The 23,149-nt window shown below is 70.8% G+C and carries 27 protein-coding genes and 1 tRNA gene; 9 read left to right on the forward strand and 19 right to left on the reverse strand.

Annotated elements, in window-relative coordinates:
- Positions 1-19 precede the first annotated feature (19 nt).
- Complete coding sequence (locus tag VFX14_09650) at positions 20-853, forward strand: rhomboid family intramembrane serine protease (GenBank protein HEU5189940.1); 834 nt, start codon at positions 20-22, stop codon at positions 851-853.
- Positions 854-860: 7 nt separating this feature from the next.
- Here the strand turns inward: VFX14_09650 and VFX14_09655 are convergent, their stop codons facing one another.
- Positions 861-2,816 carry a cation:proton antiporter gene (locus tag VFX14_09655; GenBank protein HEU5189941.1) on the reverse strand — a complete coding sequence of 652 codons (1,956 nt, stop codon included), beginning with the start codon at positions 2,814-2,816 and terminating at the stop codon, positions 861-863.
- A gap of 122 nt (positions 2,817-2,938) precedes the next feature.
- On the opposite strand from VFX14_09655, the gene VFX14_09660 reads away from it, so the two are divergent.
- The 6 genes from VFX14_09660 (at position 2,939) to VFX14_09685 (ending at position 8,123) form a co-directional block, all read left to right on the forward strand.
- A complete protein-coding gene (locus tag VFX14_09660; GenBank protein HEU5189942.1) occupies positions 2,939-3,286 on the forward strand; it encodes a hypothetical protein in 348 nt (115 codons plus the stop codon).
- A 39-nt stretch (positions 3,287-3,325) separates the two neighbouring features.
- Positions 3,326-4,699 (forward strand): DHH family phosphoesterase, encoded by a 1,374-nt coding sequence (locus VFX14_09665; GenBank protein HEU5189943.1) that lies wholly within the window; start codon positions 3,326-3,328, stop codon positions 4,697-4,699.
- Positions 4,700-4,708: 9 nt separating this feature from the next.
- Positions 4,709-5,011, forward strand: a complete 303-nt coding sequence (locus VFX14_09670; protein ID HEU5189944.1) for a LapA family protein — start codon at positions 4,709-4,711, stop codon at positions 5,009-5,011.
- Entirely contained in the window at positions 5,008-6,354 is a 1,347-nt protein-coding gene (gene mgtE, locus VFX14_09675; GenBank protein ID HEU5189945.1) for a magnesium transporter, read from the forward strand. Before VFX14_09670 ends, mgtE begins: the two co-directional genes overlap by 4 nt.
- 106 nt (positions 6,355-6,460) lie before the next feature.
- Entirely contained in the window at positions 6,461-7,090 is a 630-nt protein-coding gene (locus VFX14_09680; GenBank protein ID HEU5189946.1) for a class I SAM-dependent methyltransferase, read from the forward strand.
- An 82-nt stretch (positions 7,091-7,172) separates the two neighbouring features.
- On the forward strand, positions 7,173-8,123 hold the full coding sequence (locus VFX14_09685) for a prolyl oligopeptidase family serine peptidase (GenBank protein ID HEU5189947.1): 951 nt from the start codon (positions 7,173-7,175) through the stop codon (positions 8,121-8,123).
- Here the strand turns inward: VFX14_09685 and VFX14_09690 are convergent.
- The 13 genes from VFX14_09690 to VFX14_09750 all read right to left on the reverse strand — a co-directional run bounded on the left by VFX14_09690 (position 8,092) and on the right by VFX14_09750 (position 18,582).
- A complete protein-coding gene (locus VFX14_09690; GenBank protein ID HEU5189948.1) occupies positions 8,092-8,970 on the reverse strand; it encodes a phosphate/phosphite/phosphonate ABC transporter substrate-binding protein in 879 nt (292 codons plus the stop codon). The two genes, VFX14_09685 and VFX14_09690, sit on opposite strands and share 32 nt — an antisense overlap.
- Complete coding sequence (locus tag VFX14_09695; GenBank protein ID HEU5189949.1) at positions 8,967-10,403, reverse strand: sigma-54 dependent transcriptional regulator; 1,437 nt, start codon at positions 10,401-10,403, stop codon at positions 8,967-8,969. Before VFX14_09695 ends, VFX14_09690 begins: the two co-directional genes overlap by 4 nt.
- 5 nt (positions 10,404-10,408) lie before the next feature.
- Positions 10,409-11,884 carry a DegQ family serine endoprotease gene (locus VFX14_09700; GenBank protein ID HEU5189950.1) on the reverse strand — a complete coding sequence of 492 codons (1,476 nt, stop codon included), beginning with the start codon at positions 11,882-11,884 and terminating at the stop codon, positions 10,409-10,411.
- Between the two features lie 22 nt (positions 11,885-11,906).
- Entirely contained in the window at positions 11,907-13,313 is a 1,407-nt protein-coding gene (tilS, locus tag VFX14_09705; GenBank protein ID HEU5189951.1) for a tRNA lysidine(34) synthetase TilS, read from the reverse strand.
- Positions 13,297-13,992 carry a molybdenum cofactor biosynthesis protein MoaE gene (locus VFX14_09710; GenBank protein ID HEU5189952.1) on the reverse strand — a complete coding sequence of 232 codons (696 nt, stop codon included), beginning with the start codon at positions 13,990-13,992 and terminating at the stop codon, positions 13,297-13,299. The genes tilS and VFX14_09710 overlap by 17 nt, the downstream gene beginning before the upstream one ends.
- A 19-nt stretch (positions 13,993-14,011) precedes the next feature.
- Positions 14,012-14,338, reverse strand: a complete 327-nt coding sequence (locus tag VFX14_09715) for an iron-sulfur cluster assembly accessory protein (protein HEU5189953.1) — start codon at positions 14,336-14,338, stop codon at positions 14,012-14,014.
- A gap of 132 nt (positions 14,339-14,470) precedes the next feature.
- Positions 14,471-15,196, reverse strand: a complete 726-nt coding sequence (locus VFX14_09720) for an SDR family oxidoreductase (GenBank protein HEU5189954.1) — start codon at positions 15,194-15,196, stop codon at positions 14,471-14,473.
- Positions 15,193-15,768: a GTP cyclohydrolase I FolE gene (gene folE, locus VFX14_09725; protein ID HEU5189955.1), complete on the reverse strand. Its 576-nt coding sequence runs from the start codon at positions 15,766-15,768 to the stop codon at positions 15,193-15,195. Before folE ends, VFX14_09720 begins: the two co-directional genes overlap by 4 nt.
- Positions 15,769-15,791: 23 nt before the next feature.
- Complete coding sequence (locus VFX14_09730) at positions 15,792-16,196, reverse strand: 6-carboxytetrahydropterin synthase (protein ID HEU5189956.1); 405 nt, start codon at positions 16,194-16,196, stop codon at positions 15,792-15,794.
- Positions 16,193-16,603: a 6-carboxytetrahydropterin synthase gene (locus tag VFX14_09735; protein HEU5189957.1), complete on the reverse strand. Its 411-nt coding sequence runs from the start codon at positions 16,601-16,603 to the stop codon at positions 16,193-16,195. Before VFX14_09735 ends, VFX14_09730 begins: the two co-directional genes overlap by 4 nt.
- Positions 16,600-17,805 (reverse strand): glycosyltransferase family 4 protein, encoded by a 1,206-nt coding sequence (locus VFX14_09740; protein HEU5189958.1) that lies wholly within the window; start codon positions 17,803-17,805, stop codon positions 16,600-16,602. Before VFX14_09740 ends, VFX14_09735 begins: the two co-directional genes overlap by 4 nt.
- A complete protein-coding gene (locus VFX14_09745; GenBank protein ID HEU5189959.1) occupies positions 17,705-18,490 on the reverse strand; it encodes an enoyl-CoA hydratase in 786 nt (261 codons plus the stop codon). Before VFX14_09745 ends, VFX14_09740 begins: the two co-directional genes overlap by 101 nt.
- Before the next feature lie 16 nt (positions 18,491-18,506).
- Positions 18,507-18,582 (reverse strand) — tRNA-Met (locus tag VFX14_09750).
- Positions 18,583-18,694: 112 nt separating this feature from the next.
- Here VFX14_09750 and VFX14_09755 point away from each other — a divergent pair.
- Positions 18,695-18,961 carry a hypothetical protein gene (locus VFX14_09755; GenBank protein HEU5189960.1) on the forward strand — a complete coding sequence of 89 codons (267 nt, stop codon included), beginning with the start codon at positions 18,695-18,697 and terminating at the stop codon, positions 18,959-18,961.
- A 47-nt stretch (positions 18,962-19,008) separates the two neighbouring features.
- Positions 19,009-19,716 (forward strand): urate hydroxylase PuuD, encoded by a 708-nt coding sequence (locus tag VFX14_09760; protein ID HEU5189961.1) that lies wholly within the window; start codon positions 19,009-19,011, stop codon positions 19,714-19,716.
- A gap of 65 nt (positions 19,717-19,781) precedes the next feature.
- On the opposite strand, the gene VFX14_09765 is transcribed toward VFX14_09760, so the two are convergent.
- Genes VFX14_09765 through VFX14_09785 form a run of 5 tightly spaced genes read right to left on the reverse strand, consistent with a single transcriptional unit; the run spans position 19,782 to position 23,114 of the window.
- Positions 19,782-20,177 carry a cytochrome c gene (locus VFX14_09765; GenBank protein HEU5189962.1) on the reverse strand — a complete coding sequence of 132 codons (396 nt, stop codon included), beginning with the start codon at positions 20,175-20,177 and terminating at the stop codon, positions 19,782-19,784.
- Positions 20,174-20,761, reverse strand: a complete 588-nt coding sequence (locus VFX14_09770) for a DUF3501 family protein (protein HEU5189963.1) — start codon at positions 20,759-20,761, stop codon at positions 20,174-20,176. The genes VFX14_09765 and VFX14_09770 overlap by 4 nt, the downstream gene beginning before the upstream one ends.
- A 7-nt stretch (positions 20,762-20,768) precedes the next feature.
- Positions 20,769-22,055 carry an anaerobic glycerol-3-phosphate dehydrogenase subunit C gene (locus VFX14_09775; protein ID HEU5189964.1) on the reverse strand — a complete coding sequence of 429 codons (1,287 nt, stop codon included), beginning with the start codon at positions 22,053-22,055 and terminating at the stop codon, positions 20,769-20,771.
- Between the two features lie 59 nt (positions 22,056-22,114).
- Positions 22,115-22,564 (reverse strand): rubrerythrin family protein, encoded by a 450-nt coding sequence (locus VFX14_09780; GenBank protein HEU5189965.1) that lies wholly within the window; start codon positions 22,562-22,564, stop codon positions 22,115-22,117.
- 43 nt (positions 22,565-22,607) lie between these two features.
- On the reverse strand, positions 22,608-23,114 hold the full coding sequence (locus tag VFX14_09785) for a transcriptional repressor (protein ID HEU5189966.1): 507 nt from the start codon (positions 23,112-23,114) through the stop codon (positions 22,608-22,610).
- Positions 23,115-23,149 lie beyond the last annotated feature (35 nt).

Genomic DNA, 23,149 nt, shown 5'->3' on the forward strand with positions numbered 1-23,149 from the left:
CGCATGCGATAATTTTCGCGTGCTGCGCCGGACCTCCGGATCGAGCCTCTGCTACCGCTGCGGGCGCCTGAACCGCGTCGACGCCGACCGCTGCTTCTACTGCGGGGCGCCCCGCCCCGGCCTGTGGGGCTGGGGCCATCTCCTGGGGCGGCTCGGCGCCGACGTCGACGTCGCGCGGGTCGTCATCGCGGTCGCGGTCATCGCCTACGTGGCCTCGCTCGGGCTCGACCCCGCTGGCCTCTTCCGCTCACGCGGCCTCTTCAACCTGCTCTCGCCCTCGCAGAGCGCGCTGGTCGCTCTCGGCATGACGGGGTCACTCCCGTGGGCGGCGGGATACTGGTGGACGCTGCTCACGGCCACGTATCTGCACGGGGGCCTTCTCCACATCCTGTTCAATCTCCTCTGGGTCCGGCAGCTCGGGCCCGCGGTGGAGGAGTTCTACGGGCGCCCGCGCACGTTCCTGATCTTCACAGCGGCGGGGGTGGCCGGCTTCGCCCTGTCGAACGCCCTCGGCATCGCCTTCACCGTGGGAGCCTCGGGGGCGGTGTTCGGGCTGCTCGGGGCCATGGTGCACTTCGGGCGCAGCCGAGGCGGGGTCTACGGGGTGGCCATACTCCGTCAATACTGGCAGTGGGCGCTGGTGCTGTTCGTGCTGGGCTTCCTCATGTCGGGCGTGAACAATGCGGCCCACGCGGGCGGCTTCCTGGGCGGCTATCTGGCCGCCGCCGCGCTCGGCCACGAAGCGACGCGGCCGGAGCGGCCCTGGCACACCCTCGCCGCCATCGCCGTCGCCGCGCTCACGCTCTTGGCCTTCGGCCTCGCCCTGTGGACGGCCTTCGGCGTTAGGCTCTGAGCCTCCCCTAGCCCGCCTCCGCCTCCTCGCGGAAGGCGTCGATCTGCTCGGGCAAGCCGAACGCGCGCACGTGGTCCCCCGCGCGCAGAATCGTCTCCGCCGAGGGATTCACCACGACCTGGCCGCCCGGCCGCGTCACCGCGACGACGGTGACCCCGAGACGCTCGCGGATCCGCGCCTCGCGCAGGGACTGGTCGGCGAGCGCGCCCGGTCCCAGCGTGATGTCGGCGATCTGCGGCAGATGGTCCCTCGCCGGCCCCGCGCTCTCCACCTCGAGCAGCATCGCGCGGTGGAACCGCTCCAGATAGGCGATGACCCGGTCCCTCGGCAGGGCGAGGCGCCGGAGCGCGTGCCGGATGAGCGTCGCGGCGGCTTCCACCTCCGGCTGGATCACCTCGGTCGCGCCGGCACGGGCGAGCGCGTCGATCGCGCTCGGGTCGTGCGCCCGCACGAGCACGGGCGACTCGCGATTGAACCGTCGGGCGCGCTGGACGACGAGCCCGGCGCGATCGATCTCCGGCAGCGCGACCACCACGAGCGCGGCGTGGGCCACTCCCGCGCGCTCGAGGATACGGCGCCGGGTCGCGTCCCCGAACACGCACGGCACGCCCCGCTCGCGCAGGCCGCGGATGATGTCGGCATCGGTCTCGATGACCACGTACTGAACCTGGAAGCTCTCGAGGGCCTCGCCGATGGCGCTGCCCACCCGACCGAACCCGCACACGACGACGTGGCGCGCGGGCGGTGCCGTCTCCGTCCGGGGCGCCGGGACCGACCTCGACCCCGCCCGCAGCCAGAGGCGCAGGCGCCCCAGCCAGCCCGGGCCCACGCGCACGAGGAGCGCATTGAGCAAGATGCTGAGGAGCGACGCGGCCAGGATCGCGCTGTAGATGTCGTCGCTGACGTGGCCCGCGTTGCGCGCCACCTGGACCAGCACGAAGGAGAACTCGCCGATCTGGGCCAGCCCGATGCCCACGAGGAGCGAGGTGGACGGCGGGTGCCGGAACATCCACACCACGCTGGTGCGGATCACCGTCTTGCCCACCACCACCAGCAGCACCAGTCCCACCAGCAGGGGCACGTGGCTCAGCACCGAGCGCAGGTCGATGAGGGCGCCGATCGTCACGAAGAAGAGGGCGCCGAAGGCGTCCCGCAGTGGCAGCATGCGGGCGAGGGTCTCGTGGGCGTAGTCCGACTCGCTGATGATGAGGCCGGCGAGGAACGCACCCAGCGCGAGGGACAGCCCCACCGCCTGGGTCAGGGCCGCGGTGCCCAGCGCGATGGCGAGCGCGACGAGCAGGAACAGCTCCGCGCTCCGCATCCGCGAGATGTGGGTCATGAGCGGCGGGATCACGCGCGAGACGAGATAGAGGAACGGGAACAGGATGAGCGCCGCCTTCCCGAGGGCGAGGGCGATGGCGAGGAACCGACCGGGGCCGAGCTCGCCCAGGGACGGTAGCAGCACCATCAGCGCCACCGCCACCAGATCCTCGACGATCGACATGCCCATCATGATGCGGCCGTGTCGCGAGTGGAGCTCGCCGCGGTCGAGGAGGAGGCGCGCGAGCACCATGGTGCTCGAGACCGAGATGACCATCCCGATGACGAGCCCGGTGAACGCGCCCCATCCCACCAGGCTGCCCGCCGCCACCCCCATCCCCACGCACAGCAGGACGCCCAGGGGCCCGCCCAGCAGGGCTACCCACTTCACGCGCAGGAGGTCGCGCACCGAGAACTCGACGCCGATCGAGAACATGAGGAGCACGACGCCGATCTCGGCGAAGAGATCGAAGGAATGCGGGTCGGTGACGGATGGGCCCGGCGTGAAGGGGCTGATGATGAGCCCGCCGACGACGTAGCCGAGGATGAGCGGCTGCCGAAGCGCCCACGCCGCCGAGCCACCGATCACCGCGGCGAGAAAGACGAACGCGAGGTCGGCGAACACGCCGGCATCGGAGACCATGAGGGGCAATCTAGCACGCGACGGTCCCACCCCCTCCAGGGTCTTGCCGCTCCGTGCCGATTGGGTTAGACCTGTGCGGAGATGGGGGAGAAGGGACGCAGGACGGCCAAGGGGAGGCAGGAATGACGGAACGACCGAAGCGCAAGCCGGCCGCGCCCGCGATGGGGCGGCGGATCAAGGAGCTGGAGCAGCGCCTCGCGCACCTCGAGACGATGCTCGCGGAGGTACGCGCCGAGGCGGGGCGCTCCAGCGGGGCCACCCGCGCGCGCCTCGAGCGCGTCGCCGAGGCGGTCTCGGAGCGCATCGCACGCGCCCGCGACGCGTTGGGGACGTCCCTCGACCGCCTGAGCGACGCGCTCACCATCTCGCGGGAGCGTGTGGAGCGCGAGGTGGGTCTGCTCACCCGTGGGTTCCAGGCGGGGATGCGCGCCGGACGCGCCGCGTATCGCGGTGGCAAGGGACAGTCGTAGATTTCGCTTGGCCCCCCTTGACCAGGGGCCGAAAATGACATGATGCGCTACGTACTCTTCTGCCCCGACGGCCTCCTCGAGGACGTGGCGGGCGCCACCACCCTGCCGGGGGACGCCCCCGTGTACGTGGTGGCGCGCCCCGCGCTGCGGGCGCGCCTCGGCCGCACCGGCCGCCCGATCATCGTCGGCGACGTCACCGACGCCGACGTGTACGCGAAGGCGGGCAAGACGCACCGGGGCCCCATCGTGGTGGGCATGCCGCGCACGCGCCTCGGCCGCGCGGTGGCGGCGGCGCGGGAGGCCTTCCCCGACGTGCCGCTCCTCGCCGTCACCGACGATGCGCGGGCGGTGCCGGGCGTCACCACGGTGCCGCTCTCCAGCCTGGGCGAGTCGCTGATCCGCCCCGCCCTCGACCGCGCCACCACCCGGGCGCGGGTGGAGCGGATCCGCGCCCGGTTCGAGGACGCCGAGCGCGTGCTCATCCTCATGCAGGACGATCCCGATCCGGACGCCATCGCCTCCGCCCTCGCCCTCAAGGTGCTGCTCGGCCGCACGCGCACCTCCGCGCCGCTCTGCACCTTCGGGACGATCACGCGCCCGGAGAACCTGGCGATGTGCAAGATCCTCGAGATCGACGTGGAGGAGATCGACGCGCGCGCCCTCGAGCAGTTCGACCGCGTCGCCATGGTGGACGTCCAGCCTACGTTCCTCGAGGAGCCCATCGGCGAGGTGGATCTCGTCATCGACCATCACCCGGTGGAGCGGCCCTTCAAGTCCCGGATGAAGGACGTCCGCCCGAGCTACGGCGCCACCTCCACCATCCTCGTCGAGTACCTCCGCGCCGCCGACGTGAAGATCAGCCAGCGCCTCGCTACCGCGCTGCTCTACGGGATCAAGTCGGACACGCTCGGCCTGGAGCGCGGCGGCACTCGGGCCGATCTCGACGCGTTCGCGTACCTCTACCTTCTCGCCAACCACAACGCCCTCCGCCGCATCGAGCGGCCCGAGCTCTCCGAGGCCGCCCTCGACGTGCTCGCCCGCGGGCTCGCGGATCGGCGCATCGTCCATGCCGTGTTCTTCTCCCACCTGGGCCGGGTCGCGGTCGTGGACCTCGTCCCCCAGTTCGCCGACTTCGGGCTCCAGGCGGAAGGCGTGGAGTGGTCGGTGGTCTCCGGCGTCGTCGGCGCCGACCTGCATGTCTCCATCCGGAACGTGGGCTACGTGCGGAGCGCGGGTGAAGTAGCCCACGAAGCGTTCGGGGACCTTGGCTCGGCGGGCGGGCACCGAACCATGGCCAAGGCGGTGATTCCGATGGCGCGACTCGGCGATGCCGACGCCGGGGCCGGGCCCGCCGTCGCGGAGCGAGTGAGCCAGCGCTTCCTGCGCGCCCTCGGTATCAACGGCAGGGGGTAGTCGGCGGTGGTGATCATCTACATCATCATGATCGTCGTGGGCGCCGCCGCCGCCGTCTTCGCCATCCAGAACATCGATCCGGTGGTGATCCGCTTCCTCGGCTGGCGCGTCGAGGGCATGCCGCTCGCGCTCGTCATCCTGCTGTCGGCGTTCGCCGGGCTCGTGGTCGCCACCATGATCGCGATGGTGCAGCAGCTCCGTCTCTACTCGCGGATCCGCGCCCTCGAGCGCGAGCGGCCGCCCGCCGCCCCGCCCTCGCCGCCAGCGTCCCCGCCGTCGACCACGCCCCCGCCCCCGGGGCCGCGCCCATGACCGACACCGCGCGCCTCGGCGAGACCGTGCGCGACCTCCTCGAGGGCGGCCGCCACGAGCGTCTTGCCCAGACCCTGGAGGCGTCGCACGCCGCTGACGTCGCCGCGACCCTCCGCGACCTGCCGGTGCCCGAGCAGCGCACGCTGTTCCGGCTGCTGAACCGCGACCAAGCAGGCAACGTCCTTGCCGAGCTAGATGATCAGACGCTGCTCGAGCTGGTGCGGGCGCTCGACGAGACGGAGATCTCCGGCATTCTCGACCGCATGCAGCCCGCCGATGCCGCGCAGGTCATCGAAGAGCTGCCGGAGGAGCAGGCGGAGAAGGTCCTCGACCTCATGAAGGAGCAGCAGTCCGAGGACGTGCAGGAGCTGCTCGAGTACGGCGAGAAGACGGCGGGCCGCATCATGTCGCCGGAGGTGCTCGCCATCCACGAGTACGCCACGGTGACGCAGGCCATCGAGCACGTGCGGAAGTCCCCGGCGGCCAAGTCGGCCCGCGACCTCTACCTCGTGGACGATCACGATCACCTCGTCGGCGTGCTGCCGCTCCTGCGTCTGCTCACCGCCGACCCCGCCACCCCGGTACGGCTCCTCGCCCGGGAAGATGTGATGACAGTGACACCCGACACCGACCAGGAGGAGGCGGCGAAGCTGGTAGCCAAGTACGACCTGGTCACGCTGCCCATCGTGGATCGCGACCACCGGCTCCTCGGGGTGATCGGGGTGGACGACGTCATCGACATCATCCGTGAGGAGGCGACCGAAGACATTCAGCGCCTGGCCGGCGCCGCCGGGGACGAGACGGTGTTCGACCCCGCCGGCTCGGTATTCCCCAAGCGGCTCCTGTGGCGGCTGATCAACCTCGGGACGGCGATCCTCGCCGCCTCCGTCATCGGCCTCTTCGAGTCATCCATCCGGAGCCTCGCCACCCTCGCCATCTTCATGCCCATCGTCGCGTCGATGGGCGGCATCGGCACCACCCAGACCGCGACGGTCATCGTCCGTGGCCTGGCGCTGGGCGACATGACTTCCGCGCACCTGTGGCGGGTGCTCAAGAAGGAGGCCTGGCTCGGTCTCACCACCGGGCTCGCCAACGCCGCGGTCATGGCGGCCATCGCGTACTTCTGGAAGGGCCAGATCCTCCTCGCGGTCATCATCGGAGCCGCGCTCGTGTTCAACATGCTCGTCGCCGCGGTGGTGGGCGTCACTATTCCGATCGCGCTCAAGACCTTCCGCATCGATCCCGCCATCGCCTCGAGCGTCATCATCACGACGTTCACCGACGTGTTCGGGTTCTTCTCCTTCCTCGGTCTGGCGACTGTGCTGATCCGGTTTCTGCTATAATTCCACACGGAAAGAAACCACTTGGCAATCGCTCGCTCCCTATGATAAATCTTCGGCGGCTGCTCTACGCCGCACGGTGGGCACTGACTCGAGGAGGGTACCAAACGTGGACGTAGCGCTGGAGAAGCGGCAGGTCAAGCGGGCCTACAAGCTGTACGCTCCCGCCTACGATCTGGTCTTCGACTGGATCTTCCATCCCGGTCGCGAAGCCGCCATCAGACTCTGTGACATCCGCGCCGATCATCATGTGCTCGAGGTCGGCATCGGCACCGGACTCAACCTTCCGCTCTTCCCGCGGCGCACGCGCATCACGGGCATCGATCTCTCCGAGGAGATGCTGCGCAAGGCCAAGGAGCGCGTGCTCGAGCTCGGACTCACCAACGTCACGCTGCGGGCGATGGATGCCACCGTGATGGACTTCCCGGACAACGAGTTCGACTCCGCCGTCGCCACCTACACGATCAGCGCGGTGCCCGATCCGGTCGGCGTGCTCCGAGAGATGCGGCGGGTGGTGAAGCCGGGCGGCAGCATCGTGCTGCTCAACCACTTCCGCAGTGAGCGGCGCGTGATGGGGCGCCTGGAGGACATGGTGGCGCCGGTGTGCACTCGTCTCGGCTGGAAGTCGAACCTGCCGCTGGAGCCGCTGCTCGCCCAGGTCGGCCTGCAGCCGGAGATCTCCACCAAGGTCAATCTCTTCAACGGCTGGCGCCTCATCAAGTGCCGGAATAGCAAGTAGCCGTCGCACGCTGCGCCGGGCCGCCTTCCTCCTTCTCGCCGCACTCGTCACGCTGCCCGTCCTGCCCGCGGCGACCCGCGCCGTGCGCGCGGGCCTCTTCGTCGCCGAGTTTCTCTCCGAGGGCCGCTGGCGTCCCCTGAGCGCGGTCACCGACGCGCCGCTCCGTCGCCCCCTCGCCGCCTCGGACGGCGCGCGAGCGATCGACGTGGATCTCTACGCGACCGCTTTCCCCTCGACGCGTCCCGGCCTGGTGTTGGTGCACGGCCTCGCCGCGGCCGGCAAGGACGATCCGCGAGTGCGCGAGGCCGCCGCGCTCCTCGCGCGCGCGGGCTGGACCGTCGCGGCGCCGTCGGTGGAGGGTCTCATGCGCTTGCGGCTGCGGCCCGAGGATGCGGGCGCGGTGCGCGCCGCCGCTCTCGCCCTCCGTGATCTGGGCAGCCGCCCGATCGCCCTGCTCGCGGTCAGCGTGGGGGCGGGGCCGGCACTCGCCGCCGCCGCGGAACCCGACCTCGCGCGCGAGATCTCCGCGGTGATGCTGCTGGGCGGCTACGCCTCCGCGCGGGACCTCCTCCGCTTCACCTTGACCGGCACGGACGGCCACGGCGCGGTGGGTCACCGGCCGGACGAGGCGGCCATCGCCGCCTTCATCGCCGCCAATCCCGAGCTGATGGACGACGCGGGGCGCCGGCTCGCGGCCACTCGCGATCCCGCCGCGGTGGACGCCCTCATCGCAGCGCTTCCGCCCGCCTCCCAGCGGCTGCTCGACGCGCTGTCGCCCCTCGGGCGGCTCGAGGCACTCCGCGCTCCCCTCTTCCTCGTGCACGGGCACGACGATCCCGCGGTACCGGCGACGGAGAGCGCGCGCCTCGCTGCGGCCGCGGCGCGCGCTGGAAAGACCGTTCACAACGTGGTCGTCGGCGCCGTCGGCCACGTCGAGCCGGGCACGGGCGCGCGGCTCGCCGACCGGGGTCGGCTGGCCGCGATCTTCTATGCGTTCGCCGTCACTTCGGCGGCGTCAACCCCATCAGGCTGACCGCGTCGCGCACCGGCTGGTAGTCGCGGTCCGCGGCCTCGACGAAGCCGTCGATGTTGTAGATGTCCTTGAGCACCGCGGCGTGCTCGGGCCCCTTCATCGCCAGCAAGGCCTTCTTCACGCGGTCGAGCGTCTCCGCGGGCAGGCCGGGCCGGGCGCAGATTCCCGCCTCGGGGATCGGCGGCGTCTCTCCCACGAAGCCGAGCCGCGCCACCTGCGCGGGGTCCTTGAGATAGAGCTCGGGGGCCTTGTCGAACGACGCCGCCGCGTCCACCCGCCCGTGGATCAGCGCATTGAGCGCGGCGTCATGGCCGCCCGCAAAGAGGGCTTCCCTGAAGAAGGTCTTGGGGTCGCGGTCGCGCACGAGCCCTCGCTTGACGAGGAGCACCATCGGATAGATGTAGCCGGAGCTCGACGCCGGATCCACGAAGGCGACCGTCTTGCCCCGCAGATCCTCCAGCCGCTGGATGCCGCTGTCCTTCCTCACGTAGAAGCGCGCGGTGTACTCCACGCGCCCCTGCCAGATGTCGCGGACGATGATCTGACAGCCCGCCTCGCGGTTGGCGAGGACATATCCCACTGGATGCACGAAGGCGAGGTCCACGTGGCGGTTGCGCAGGGCCTCCACCACCCCCGCATAGTCCGACGCGACCCGCGCCCGGATGGGCACGCCGGACAGGCCCGTGAGCGCGCGGGCGAACGCGTCGCCCGCTTCCTGGAGCGCGGTGGGATCGCGTGAGGGCGTGAGCGCGAGGGTGAGGGGCGCGTCGGCGGCAATGCCGCGCGCGGCCGCCGCCGCGAGCGCGGCGGCGGTGAGGAGCCCGGTGAGGAGGCGCCGGGGGATCACGGGGCGGCGGCGGTGCCGCGCGCTCCCGCCGCATCCTCGTCGCGGCGTATCCCCCACCCCGCGAGGCGCGCGAGGAGCGTGTTCCGGTGCACGCCGAGGCGCCGCGCGGCCCGGCTCTGGTTCCAGTTCTCGCGCTCGAGGGCGCGCAAGATGTAGACCTGCTCGAAGCGGTCGCGCGCTTCCTTGAGCGACAGCGGCGCGCTCCCGGCCCCGCGGGTCGGCTCGTCGCGGAGCGCGAGGTCGAGCGGCAAGTCATCCAGGCGGATCACGGGGCGCGTAGCCAGCGCCACGCTTCGCTCGACGACGTTCTCGAGCTCGCGCACGTTGCCCGGCCAGTCGTAGGCGCCCAGCGACGGGAGCGCCCCGCGCGAGATCCCGCGCACGTCCTTCTTGAACTCCCGCGCGTACTTGCGGATAAAGTGCTCGACGAGGAGTGGGATGTCCTCCTTGCGCTCCCGGAGCGGGGGGATGGTGAGGGCGGCGACGTTGATCCGGTAGAAGAGGTCCTCGCGGAAGGCGCGCGCCCGCACGAGCTGGCGCAAGTCTTCGTTGGTGGCCGCGATCACGCGTACGTCCACCGGGATCGTCCGGGTGCCGCCGAGGCGCTCCACCTCGCGCTCCTGCAGCGCCCGCAGGAGCTTGGCCTGAAGGTCCACCCGCAGGCTTCCGACCTCGTCGAGGAAGAGAGTGCCGCCGTGGGCCAGCTCGAACTTGCCCAGCTTGCGCGCGTGCGCGCCGGTGAACGCCCCCTTCTCGTGGCCGAACAGCTCGGACTCGAACAGCCCCTCGGGCACCGCGGCGAGATTGACCGCGACGAACGGCTGATCGCGGCGCGGGCTCTGACGGTGGATGGCGCGCGCGACCAGCTCCTTGCCGGTCCCGCTCTCGCCGCTCACCAGCACGGTGGCGTGGGTCTGGGCCACCTGCGCGATCTGCTCGTAGAGCCGGACCATCGCGGGATGGCGTCCCACGAGCGCGTCGAAGCCGTGGGCGCGGTCGAGCTCGGCGCGGAGGTAGCAGACCTCGCGCTCGAGCACGCGCTGCTGGGCGGCCTGCTTCACGAGCAGCAGCAGCTCGTCCACGTCGAAGGGCTTCACGATGTAGTCGTAGGCGCCCGCCTTGATCGTGTCCACCGCGGTGCGGACGTCCGGCACCGCGGTCATGAGGATCACCGCGATCGAGTCATCGAGGGCGAGGAGCCGCGGCAGCACCACCGGGCCGCGCTCGCCGGGCAGGCGCACGTCGAGCAGCGCCACGTCCACCCGCCGGGAGCGCACGAGCGCGAGGGCGGCGGCGCCGTCCTCCGCCTCGAGCACCTCGAAATCGCGCTTGAAGATCTCGCGCAGCGACTCGCGCACCCCGGGCTCGTCGTCGATGACGAGCACGACGGGAAGCGGACGATAGACGTGGGAGGGATCGGGCTCGGCGGACACGGAGGTCAGGGTTTGCCCGGCTCGGCCGCCTTGAGGACGACGTACTCGTTGTTGCCGCCCCCGCCGCGCTGGAGGTAGACGGGGACGATCTCGCCCGGCTTCATGGTCGCGGTGAGGGTCATGAAGGTCTCGACGCTGGTGACGGGGCGGCGATTCACCTCGAGGATGGCATCGCCGACCCGGATCCCCGACTCCGCGCCCGCGCTGCCCGGCTTCACCCCGGTCACGACCACGCCGCTCCGCGCGGTGAGGCCGAAGCGCTCGGCCGCGTCCTGGGTGAGCGGCTCCACGGTGAGCCCGAGCCGCTCCTCGCGGGGAACGGCCGCCACCTGCACCTCCTCGTTCGGCTGCTCCCCGATCTTCACCGTGAGCGGGGTCGGCTTGCGGTCACGGATGACGGTCAGGCCGGCGGGCTTGCCCGGCTCCACCGCGGCGACCCGCCGCTGGAGGTCGATGACCTCCTTGATCGGCGCCCCCGTGAACTCGACGATGACGTCGCCCGGCCGCATCCCCGCCACCTCGGCGGGGCTGTCCTTCATCACATCCGAGATGAGGACACCACCCGTGGTGTTGATCCCGAAGCCGGCGGCGAGGTCGGGCGTGAGGTCCTGGATCACGATACCGAGCCAGCCCCGAATCACCCGGCCCTTGGCGATGAGCTGTCCCATCACTTCGCGGGCCATGTTGATGGGAATGGAGAAGCCAATGCCCTGCCCCGACGCCACGATCGCGGTGTTAATGCCGATCACCTTGCCCTGGAGATTGAGGAGCGGCCCGCCCGAGTTGCCGGGGTTGATGGACGCGTCGGTCTGGATGAACGCCTCGTAGGTCGCGACACCGACCCGGGTGCGCCCGGTCGCCGAGATGATGCCCGCGGTCACCGTGCGGTCGAGCCCGAAGGGATTGCCGATGGCGATCGCCCACTGCCCCACGCGGAGGCGGTCGGAGTCGCCGAGCTCCGCCACCGGGAACGAGCCGGAAGGCGCCTCGATCCGGAGCACCGCGAGATCCGTCTTGGGATCGCGCCCCACCAGGGTCGCCTTGAATTTGCGGTCGTCGGAGAGACCGACTTCGATCTCGGCGGCGTTCTCCACGACGTGGGCGTTGGTGAGGATCAAGCCCTGCTTGTCGACGATCACCCCGGAGCCGGAGGCGCGGCCATCGTCGCGCGGCGACCGCTTGCGGAAGAAGCGGTCGAAGAACTCCTGTCCGAAGAACTCCTTGAAGCGCTCCTCCATCTCCGGTCCGCCCGGCAACTCGGCGCCCCCGGGCCCTCGCTTGGATTTCACGGTGACGTTCACGACCGCGGGCATCACGCGGTCGGCCACCGAGACGAAGGCGCTCTCGAGCGCCTCGAGCACCCGCACCGAATCCGGGGTGGACGCGGACGGTGTCTGGGCGCGGCTCGCGGGCGGCGCGCCCAGCGCGACCATGGGCACGAGAGCGAGCACGACGAGCGCGCGACGGCACGGCCTGATCATGGATCGACCTCCGCGGGCCATCTTACTCTCGCGCCGCAGACACCGCCAGAGGCGAGACGAGTGTCACCTCGAGGATACGCCGGGTGGCGTCGGTGACGGGAGCCGCGCGGCCCCGGCGGATCCCCGCGATCCAGATGATGTCGCCGCCGGCCTCGACGAGCGGCACGCCGGCGCGCCGCCAGCGCGGCACGCCGGCGTCGATGAGGAAGGTCTTGAGCCGCCGCTCACCCGGCGCGCCCCACGGCAGGAAGCGATCGCCGACCCGCCGCGCGCGCACGGTGAGCCGGTCGGGCAGACGGTCGGCGTCGAACGCCGCGCGGCGCACGTCGGCCGCGGGCTTCCAGTCGGCGGGGCGGTCCACGCGGCGCGCGTCGAGCGAGGCGTCGATCTCGGGCAGGCCCAGCGCGCCGGGCACCCCCCACTCGCGCGTGACGAGGACGCGGCCGGCCGGGGGCCCCACCCGCACCCAGCGTCCGCTGCGCTCGCAGACGAGCGCGCCGAGTCGCGCCGCGCGCGGGCGCACCGGGTCCAGCACGCGGCGTAGCGCCCGCTCGCCGGGGGCGCGGCGCGCGCCGCCCGCCCCGAGCGTCTCCGCGGCCGCGCGCAGCACCTCGGCCCCCAGCTCCCCGGGCAGGGCGCCGAGCGCGCGGACGGGCAGCACGACGCCGTCGGCCTCGCGCGTCCCGAGCCGCGCCAGCACCGCGCGCGCCTCATCCTCGAGCTCCGCGACCAGCGCCCGGGCCGCGGCCGCGCCGTCCGCGAGCCGCGTGGCGATGGCGGGGTCGAGGCGCGCGGCGAGGAAGGGCAGCACGTCCGCGCGCACCCGATTGCGAAGGAAGCGCGGGTCGCGATTGGAGCCGTCCTCCACCCAGTCGATCCCCCGCGCGCGGAGATGGGCCTCGATGGCAGCGCGGGGAACTTCGAGGAGGGGGCGCATGTAAACGCCGCGCACGGGCGCGATGCCGCCGAGCCCGCGGGGGCCCGCTCCCTCGAGCAGGCGCATGATCACGGTTTCCGCCTGATCGTCCGCGGTATGGCCGGTGGCGATGCGGTGCGCGCCCACCACCGCCGCCGCGCGCCGCAGGGCGGCGTGGCGCGCCTGGCGGGCCGCCGCCTCCAGGCCCTCCCACGCCGCGCCCGGCGCGCGCTCGATTTCCACCCGCTGCACCTGGAGGGGAATGTCCCAGCGACGGCAGAGATCGGCCACGAAAGCCTCGTCTGCGCCCGACTCGGGCCGCAGGCCGTGATTCACGTGCGCGGCGTGGAGTCGGAGGTCGAGGCCGGGCGTGAGGGCACGGAGCACGTCGAGCAGCGCCACCGAGTCGGCGCCGCCGGAGACGGCCACCAAGACGACGTCGCCGCCTCGGAGCATCGCGTGGCGGCGGATGGAAGCGAGCGCGCGGTCAGGCAGGCTACTGGCGATGGTCACATTGCAGCCCGACCCACACCTCGCCGTCCTCGAAGTACTCCTTCTTCCAGATCGGCACCGTCTCCTTGAGCGTGTCGATGGCGAAGCGACAGGCCTCGAAGGCCTCCCCGCGATGGGCGGTGGACACCGCGATGAGCACGCTCGACTCACCGATCTCGAGGCGGCCGATGCGGTGGACGAGGGCGAGCTTACGGATGCCCGGAAACCGTGTGCGGGCCGCGGCGGCGATCTCGCGCATCTTCGCCACCGCCATCGGCGCGTGCGCTTCGTACTCGAGGAACTTCACGCGGCGCCCGCCCGTCTGATCGCGCACCACGCCGGAGAAGAGGACGATCGCCCCCGCGCCGCCATCCTCCACCGCGGCCATGAGAGCCGGCTCGGAGAGGCGCGCCTCGGTGAGCTCCACGAGGTCGGGGGTGTCGGCAGGCCCGGCGCTGCCGCCGCTGACCGGTGGGAACAGGCAAAGCTCCTCGCCGGGACGGAGCGCGCGGTCGCTCTCCACGTAATCCTGATCGACGGCGAACAACGTGAAAGGGCGGTATGCCGAGAGCGCGGGGAAGCGGCTGGACACCGCCTCCCACGCCGTCTCGACCGTACCGCCCTCGGGAAGCTCGACCTCGACACGGTCGCGCCCGGCCGCTTCGCGGTACCGCGCGAACAACCGCACCTGCACCTTCATGCGCGGGACTCGCGCGTGCTTAGAACTGGTGAGACGAGCCGCAGCCGCAGGACGACTTCACGTTGGGGTTCTTGATCGCGAAGCCGGCCCCCAGCATGTTGTTGTCCACGTAGTCGATCTCGCTGCCATCGAGATAGGGCAGGCTGCGGGAATCGACGAACACCTTCACGCCGTGGGACTCCACGATGTTATCGTCCGCGGCGGCCGTGTCGTCCCAGCCCAGCTCGTAGGACATCCCGGAGCAGCCGCCGCCAACGAGGCGGATCCGCAGCCCCCACTCGGGCTTGCCCTCTTCGAGCCTGAGCTCGGAGATCTTCTTCGCGGCCGTTTCGGTCAGCGTCACCATGCCTGCCTCCTTGAAAAGTTCATGATTCGTCGGGCGTTCCACGCTCCCGCACGCTCAGTATACATCAGAGGTTCGGCTCTCGTCCCGGGAGCCCATGGGTGAGGCGCCGCGCGCGGCGAGAACGCGCCAGCCTCAGAGCACCCCCCGGGAGGGCATGAGCGTCAACTCCTCCAGCGCGGCATTCGGCTCCAAGGTGGCCATCAGGAGCGCGGCCGCCGCGACCTGCGCCGGCCGCACCATGAGCTTCCGGTCCGGCGCCCCTGGGATCGCGTCCCAGAGAGGCGTGTCCACCGCCCCCGACGAGAGCACCCCCACCCGCACGCCCGTGCCACGGAGCTCCTCGGTGAGCACGCGGGCGAGACCCAATAGACCGTACTTGGACGCCGTGTAGGCCGCGCTGCCCGGCAGGGTGCGGCTCGTCACCATGGAGCCGACCAGGATGATGGTCCCGCGGCGCTGGGCCAGCATGGGCGGCAGCGCGGCCCGGCACGAGAGATAGGCGCCCCGGAGATTCACCGCCATGATCTCATCCCAGTCGGCGGGGCGCGAGTCCGCCAGCGGCCCGAACGTGGCCACACCCGCGGCGGCGACGAGGAGGTCCAGGCGGCCCAGCTCGGCGACGGTGCGCTTCACGCACGCGGCGATGGCCGGCTCCTGGCGGACGTCGGTGGGCACGGCGAGCGCGCGCCCACCCGAGGCGTGGATCGCCTCGGAGACCTGGCCGAGCTCGCGGGCGGATCGGGCGGCGAGGGCGACCGCCGCGCCCTCGGCCGCGAAGGCCTCGGCCACCGCGCGGCCAATGCCCCGCCCCGCGCCGGTCACCAGGGCGACCTGGCCGGCCAGCCGCGCGTCGCTCACAGCATCGAGCCGCGCGACTTGATCAGCTCCATGAACTCCGCCCGCGTCTCCGGCCGGTCCCGGAACGCGCCGAGCATGGCGGACGTCACCGCCTTGGAGTTCTGCTTCTCCACCCCGCGCATCAGCATGCAGAGGTGCAGGCCCTCGACGACCACCGCGACCCCCCGCGGCTGGAGCACTTCGTCGATGGTGTGGGCGATCTGGGTGGTGAGGCGCTCCTGCACCTGCAGGCGCCGGCTGAACATCTCCACCAGCCGGGGGATCTTCGACAGGCCCACGATCTTCCGGGACGGCATGTACGCGATGTGGGCGCGCCCGAAGAATGGGAGGAGATGATGCTCACAGAGGGAGAAGTAATCGATGTCCTTCACCACCACCATCTCGTCGTATTCCTCAGTGAAGAGGGCGTCGTTGAGCACGTCCTCCACGCGCTGCTGGTAGCCGGACGTCAGGTACTCGTAGGCCTTGGCCACGCGGGCGGGAGTCCTCTCGAGTCCCTCGCGGGTCGGGTCCTCGCCAAGCTCCTTCAGGAAGTCGTAGATCAGCCGCTCGATGGTCGAGGCGTTGTTCACGGGCGCTCCTTCGGCCACAGGACTCAGCCGCAGTACTCGAAGGTGTTGTTGGCGGTCTCCACCACCGCGACGCGGACGAGCCGACCGGCGGGCAGCGCGGCAGCCAGCCAGCCCCAGAAGGTCCGCGCGAGGTTCTCGCCGGTGGTGATCACGCCGTCGAGGGCGGGCACCGCGCTCGAGAGATCGTAGTGATCTACGCGGTCGAGGAGCACGCGCGCCACCGTCGCGTCGAGCTCGCCGAGATCGCCCGCCATCCCGGTGGTGGGATCGAGGGTGCCGGTGAGCGTGACCTCCACGGTGTAGTTGTGCCCGTGAGGCCGGAAGCACTGACCGTAGAGGCGCGCGTTGTCGTCGTCGGAGAGGGCCGCGCTGGCGAGGCGGTGGCCCGCGCTGAAGTGGAACGACCGGGTCAGGCGGTACTCGCTCACGGACCGAGGAACTCCACGTAGAAGGTGGGGTCCTCCCAGAGGCGCAGCCGGTACAGCCGCTCGCCCAGCTTGGGCGCGAGGAGATCCCAGCACGACCGCACGAGGTTCTCGGTGGTGGGAATGCGGCCCTGGACGAAGAAGGGATCGGCGTTGAGGTCGGCGTGATCGAAGCGCGTGATCACCGCCTCGCCGACGAGCCGCTTGAGCTCGGCGAGATCCATCACCATGCCGGTACGCTCGTCCACCGTGCCGCCCAGCGTCACCTCGAGGGTGTAGTTGTGGCCGTGGGTGACGGTGAGCGAGCCGAACGCCCGCGCGTTCTCCTCGGCGCTCCACGTCGGCTGCCAGTACCGGTGGGCCGCGGAGAACGTGAATTTCCGGGTGACGTAGACGGGACCGGGGGTCATAGGACCTCGTTCGTCAATCTTACCGTGTCGAGGAAGCGCTGCGCGACCCTCTCGGGGGTGAACGCAGAGGCGCGACGGCGGCCCGCCTCACCGAGCGCGCGCGCCCGGTCGGGATTACCCAGCATTGCGGCCAGGGCCTCGGCGAGGGCCGCCGGGTCGCGCGGCGGGACCAGCACGCCGGTCTCGCCGTCCAGCACCACCTCGGGCACCGCGGCGGTCCGGCACGCCACCACGGGCAGGCCGGCCGCCATCGCCTCAAGAAACACGATCCCGAAACCCTCCTGCACCGATGGCAGGCAGAAGCACTGCGCGCTCACGTACTCCGCCGCGAGCTGATCGCGGGTCACGTCGCCCAGCAGGGTGACCGTGTCCCCGAGCCCGAGTCCGGCGTGCATCCGGTTCATTTCTTCCCAGTCCGGCCCCTTTCCCACGATGCGGACGCGGGCGGCGGGATTCACCCCGCGCAAACGCGCCGCCGCGTGCAGCAGATCCGCGAAGCGCTTCCGCGGGTACATACGCCCCACCGCGAGCACGGTGGGTCCGGCGCCGTCGCGCCGCGGGGCGGCGGCGAAGCGCGCCTGCCAGTCCGCGAGATCGATGGCCTCCGGCACCACCGCGACCCGCGCGGGCGGGACCGCGTACACCTCGGCGGCGATGCGCGCGGAGTACGCGCTCGGCACCAGCACGAGATCCGCGCGCTCCGTGTTGCGCCGCTCCCAGCGCGCCTGCACGCCGAGGAGCACGCGCACCCAGCCCCGCTCGTTGCGCAGCTCGTCGGCGATGATGCCTTTGAGCATGACCACGAATGGTTGGCGGCGCCGACGCGCCCACAGGAAGCCGTCGAGATCGCAGCCGACGACGAGATCGGCGCGGGCGGGCGGGCGCCACACCGCCTCCACGTTGTAGCGCCACCGGTCGAAGGTGTGAAAGCCGGTGCGGCGACCGAGCGGCCGTATCTCCACCTCGTGGCCGAGCGTGACGAGTCCGCGCTCGAAGTTGGCGAGCGCGACGAAGGTGCCGCTGCCCTCACGGGGGTCGAGGGGCGTCGAGGTGAGGACAGTGATCCGCAGCGGCCGCGTCCGCGCGCGCGGCGAGAGCCGGTCAGCGGCCCTCGAACCGGGGGGCGCGCTTCTCGAGGAAGGCGCGGGTGCCTTCCTTGTAGTCGTGGCTGTTGAAGGTCTCCAGACCGAGCTGGGCGAGATGCTGGCGGTGGCGGTCGGTGATCCCCTCGAAGATGGCGCGCACCTGGGTCTTGGTGCCGCGGATGGAGAGGGGCGCGTTCGCCGCCACCTTCCGAAGGTACTCGTAGGTGTAGCCTTCGAGATCGGCGGCGGGGACCAGCCGCTGGATGAAGCCGATGCGGAAGGCCTCCTCGGCCTCCACCGTGCGCGCGGAGTAGAGGATATCCTTGGCGTAGGCGGGGCCCACGAGGTCGACGAGCTGATGGACGGGATCGAGCCCGTAGATGATGGACAGCCGTGCGGCGGGAATGCCGAACTTCGAGCCCTCGGCGGCGAAGCGAAGATCGCAGGCCATCGCCAGGGCCATCGCGCCGCCCATGCAGAAGCCGTAGACCATCGCCACGGTGGGCTTGGGACAGTGGCGGATGGCGCCGTACGCCGCCTCGGTCTGGGTGTTGTAGTGCAGCGCGGTCGCCGTGTCCTTGCGATTCTCCTCGAACTCCGAGATGTCCGCGCCGGAGGCGAAGGCCTGCGTCCCCGCGCCGCGGTAGACGATGGCCCGCACGGAGTCGTCGGCGGAGAGGCGCTGGGTGACCTCGCCGATCTCCGTCCACATCGCGAGGCTCAGCGCGTTGCGCATCTTGGGTCGGTTGATCACCACGGTGGCGATGCCGTCGGCGTGCTCGACCAAGATGAGATCGCTCATTGTGAGGCCTCCGGGATGGTGGCGGCGGGAGGACTCGAACCTCCGACACGGGGCTTATGAGACCCCTGCTCTGCCACCTGAGCTACGCCGCCAAAATGGCGTGGACACGAAAATCGCGTTTGTTATAATCCCGCCGAACGGAGTCCAACAGTAGCGACTCTCATCTCTCAAGTCAAGCACGGCAGGCGTCTGGAGGGACCATTCATGGCATGGCTCGGTACTCGGCCATGGACTGCGGAGCAAGACGAGCGTATCTACGCCCGCCAGGAAGACGAAGAAGAAGACGACGACGTCGAGGACGAGGATGACGACGACCTCGACGACGAGGATGACGACGACGATCTCGACGACGACGACTTCGACGACGATCTCGACGAGGACGACGACGACCTCGACGACGAGGATGACGACGACGAGGACGACGACGACCTCGACGACGACGAGGATGACGAGGACGACGAGGACGAGTAGCGAACGGGCAATAGCTGCGTAATCCCCTTCAACGCGGAGGGCATCACATGGCACTCATGTCCGAAGCTGGCTGGCTCTTCCTCCTACGCTGGATCCATTTCCTCTCCGGCATCACCTGGATCGGGCTGCTCTACTACTTCAACTTCGTCCAGACGCCGTTCTTCGCGGAGACGGAGGCGCCGGTGCGGACGGGGGCGCAGCAGAAGCTCCTGCCGCGCGCGATGTGGTGGTTCCGGTGGGGCGCGATGATCACGTTCATCAGCGGCTGGCTCTACCTCCTGCACTGGTGGATCGGCAAGGTCGGCTTCGCGGCGGGCGTGGGGGCGTGGGCGATCCTCCTCGGCGGCCTCCTCGGCTCCATCATGTGGGCCAACGTGTGGTTCATCATCCACCCCAAGCAGAAGATCGTGATCCAGAACGCGCTCGACGTCGGGGCCGGGAAGCCGGCGAATCCCGCCGCGGCGCCCGCGGGGGCGCGGGCGGGGCTGGCGTCCCGTACGAACACGATGCTCTCGATCCCCATGCTGTTCTTCATGGGAGCGGCCAGCCATCTCCAGACGCTCGGCATGCCGCGCTCGGGCGTGGTGTTCTGGGTCGGCGCGGTCATCGTCATGCTGCTGGTGGAGATCAACTGCCTCAAGGGCACGCCGGGCAAGGGCGCCGCGAAGCCCCTCGCCACCGTGTCCGGCACGCTGTGGGCGGGCTTCATCCTCGCCGCGGTCTTCTACCTCTGGTTCGAGGTCATGCGCGGGTAGCCAATCCCGCCGCCTCATCGCGTCACCCGACGCCGGACGGAACAGCCTTCCGTCCGGCGTCATGGTCACTGGAGATACGCCGCGAGGTCGGCCACGTTCTGGGCGAGATCGGGCCGCGGCGGCATGACCTTGGTGGGGCGCTTCGGCGTGTAGCCGGCAGGATACTCCCCGCGCACCACGCGCGCCTCGACCAATGCGCGCGACGCGCCCTTGACCGCGGGGCCGATCGGCCCGTCCTTCGTGGGGTCGGGATTGTGGCAGGCAATGCACTGCCCCAGCCAGACCTGCTTGCCCTTGTCGGCGGAGCCGACGGTGCCGATGACCGAGCTCGCGGGCGCGGAGGAGCTCGCGGGGGCGGGGGCGCTTTCCTTCTTCTCGGGAGGCGGCGTCGGCTGATCCCCGCAGCCGGCGAGGAGCAGCGCGAGAGCGACCGCCGTGCGCGCGCCGCCGCCGCCGCTCACCCGGCGAGGTCCTGGGCGAGCGCGGCGATGACCTCGGGCTCGAGGCGGGTGCGCGCCCGCTCCGCGGGATGCTCGACGACCAGGTATACCTCGGACTTCGGGAACGCGCGGACCGCTTCCGGAGAGAAGCGGAACCGCACGAAGTGCACGGCGGCGAGCTTGCCCTTCTCCTCGTCGGAGTGGCCGGCCTCGAACTGGCCGGGCACCGCGAACTCACGGCCGATCTGCAGCCACACGCATTGGCCGCGGTCGATGCCGGCCAGGCGGTCCAGGGTCGGCTTGATCCGCGCCATGTCCTCGACCTCGATGAACATCGTGGCGGACAGCTCGCTCGGCTCGGGCAGGAGCGCGTTGTAGACGTCGATCTCCTCCTGCACCTTGTCCTCGGCGGCGATCCGCTCGGCGCGGCACATCTCCTGGATCTGGAAGAGCACGGTCTCGCGATTCTCGAAGACGAAGGAGAGGTAACGGCCGACGCCGACGCGGCGGCGGCGCTTGACCTCGATGATCCGGGCGCGGCGCGCCTCCCGGACCTTCTCGTACTCGAAGAAGTTGACGACGTCGGCGAGGCGAATCTTGTCCATGGTGTGCTCAGGCGTCACCGTCGACGGGAAGCCCATAGGCGTCGGCGAGGATGCGGATCGGGTGCTGCGCGGAGCGCCCAGTACCCTGGTTGATCTGGAGCGCGGCGAGCGGACAGTCGGTGGCGACCCGATCGGGCGCCGCCGCCTCGATCTCCTTGAACAACGGCTCCGCGACCTTCATCGAGAGCTCGAAGAACTCCTTCTTGATGCCCCAGGTGCCGTCCACCGCGGAGCACCGCTCGATGGTCTCGACGGCGGCGCCGGTGAGCCGCAACACGTCCGCCGAGCGCGTGCCCATGTTCTGCGCCTTGAGGTGACAGGGCAGCTGATAGGCGATCTTGCCGGGGGCGTTCGGGAAGCGTGTGTCGAGCCGCCCCTCGGCGTGGAGCCCGGCCAGGTACTCGAAGAGGTCACGCGTGCTCCGCGCCACGAGGTTGGCGTCCTCGGAGCCGTCGAGCCACGGGTACTCCTGCTTGAGCATGTACGAGCAGGTCGGTCCCGGCACCACGATCTCGCGGCCCTCGCGCACCGCGCGCGCCAGGGAGGCGACGTTGTCGGCGATGAGGGCCTTGGCCTCCTTCATCGCCCCACCGTCGAGATACGGCATGCCACAGCAGCGCTGCGCGGGCACGGTGACGTCGACGCCGTTCTTTTCGAGCACCGCGACGGCGGCCTTGCCGGTGGCGGGATCGTTGTACTCCACCGAGCATGTGGCGAAGAGGGCCACGCGCTTGTCGGCGGCGGGCGCGCCCGCCGCGGAAGCCGGCCGCTTCCGCTGATCGAACCAGCGCGAGAAGGTCTCGCGGTGAAAGAGCGGGAGCTTCCGGTCCCGGTGGATGCCCACCACCGCCTGCATCAGCGCGCGATTGGGCGGGAACGCGTTCATCCAGTTCGAGAGCGGCGCGGTCATGCTGCCGAGCCGTCCCACCAGCCCCGTGCTGCCGAGGAAGCGGTCCTGCAGGGTCACGCCCCGCGCCCGCGCCTCGGCCGAGCGCGCACGCAGCATCAGGCGGGGGAAGTCGACCTGCCAGCGGTGCGGCGGCGTGTACGGGCAGTGGTTGTAGCAGAGCTTGCACTGATAGCACAGGTCGACGACTTCCTTGACGTCCGCGGCGGGGAGCTTGTCCACGTCGCCGTCCACCGTGTCGACGTCGAGCCGGTCGAACATCACCTTGAACGACGGGCAGAGCGGCAGGCAGCGCCGGCAGCCCGCACAGATGTCGTAGACGCGGCGCAGCTCCTTGTCGACGCTGGCTTGCTTCCAGAACTCGGCTTGTCGGATGTCGAGGGTCATGGGTCGGCGCGCCGGCCCGATCGAGCGCGACCGGGCCGGCGTCCAGGCTCTTCGGGAAGCTAGATGGCGTCCGCGGGATCCTTGCCCGCCACCTGCGTGAGGCCCTTGCTGAAGCGGCCGGCGTGCGACTTCTCGGCCTTGGCCAGGGTCTCGAACCACTCGGCCAGCTCGGCGAAGCCCTCGTCACGTGCGGTCTTGGCCATGCCGGGATACATCTGGGTGTACTCGTACGTCTCGCCGGCGACGGCGGCCTTGAGGTTCTTCTCGGTCTTGCCGATGGGCTCGCCCGTCGCCGGATCACCCACTTCCTTCAGAAAGTCGAGGTGCCCGAACGCGTGGCCAGTCTCGGCATCGGCGGTGTCCTTGAAGAGACCGGCAACGTCGGGGAAGCCCTCGATGTCGGCCACTCGGGCGAAGTAGAGATAGCGGCGGTTCGCCTGCGACTCGCCCGCGAACGCTTCCTTGAGATTCTCGAAGCTCTTGCTTCCCTTCAGGCTCTTCCCGGCCATGAGATCCTCCTCTCCTCCCGCGGGACGCGCCCGCGTGGATGGGTCAGGGTGAACGACGGGGCCGCCCGGCGCGAGGGCGGCCCGGCTCGCGGCGTCCGGCGCCGGACCGGCACGCGGGACAGCGGCCAAAGAACTCGATACGCTGATGGGTGATGGTGAGGCCGTGGGCCGACTCCACCCGCGCCGACACCGCCCGGGTCTGGGGCTCGCAGAGCGGACCCTCGACGTCGAGGATGCGTCCGCAGCCGACGCACGTGAAGTGGTGGTGCCGGCCGAGATTGCCGTCGAACCGCGCGTGCGGCCCGGGCAGCTCCTGCACCAGCCCCTCCTCGACGAGAAGCCGGAGGTTGCGGTAGACGGTGCCGAGGCTCACGCGGGGCAGGCGCCGGCGCACCATCCGGTGCACCCATTCGGCGGTGGGATGCGACCCCGTCCCCCGCACCACCTCGAGCACCACGCGGCGCGGACCGGTGAGGCGCAGCCCCCGCTCGCGCAGCGCGCTCGCCGAGGCTTCGGGAGCGGGCGCGGCATTTCTAGGAATGATTCTCATTTCCGCGGCCAGCCTACCCGCGCCGGCGCGGCCTG

The sequence above is a fragment of the Candidatus Methylomirabilota bacterium genome, from assembly GCA_035764725.1.
GTDB lineage: Bacteria > Methylomirabilota > Methylomirabilia > Rokubacteriales > CSP1-6 > DASRWT01.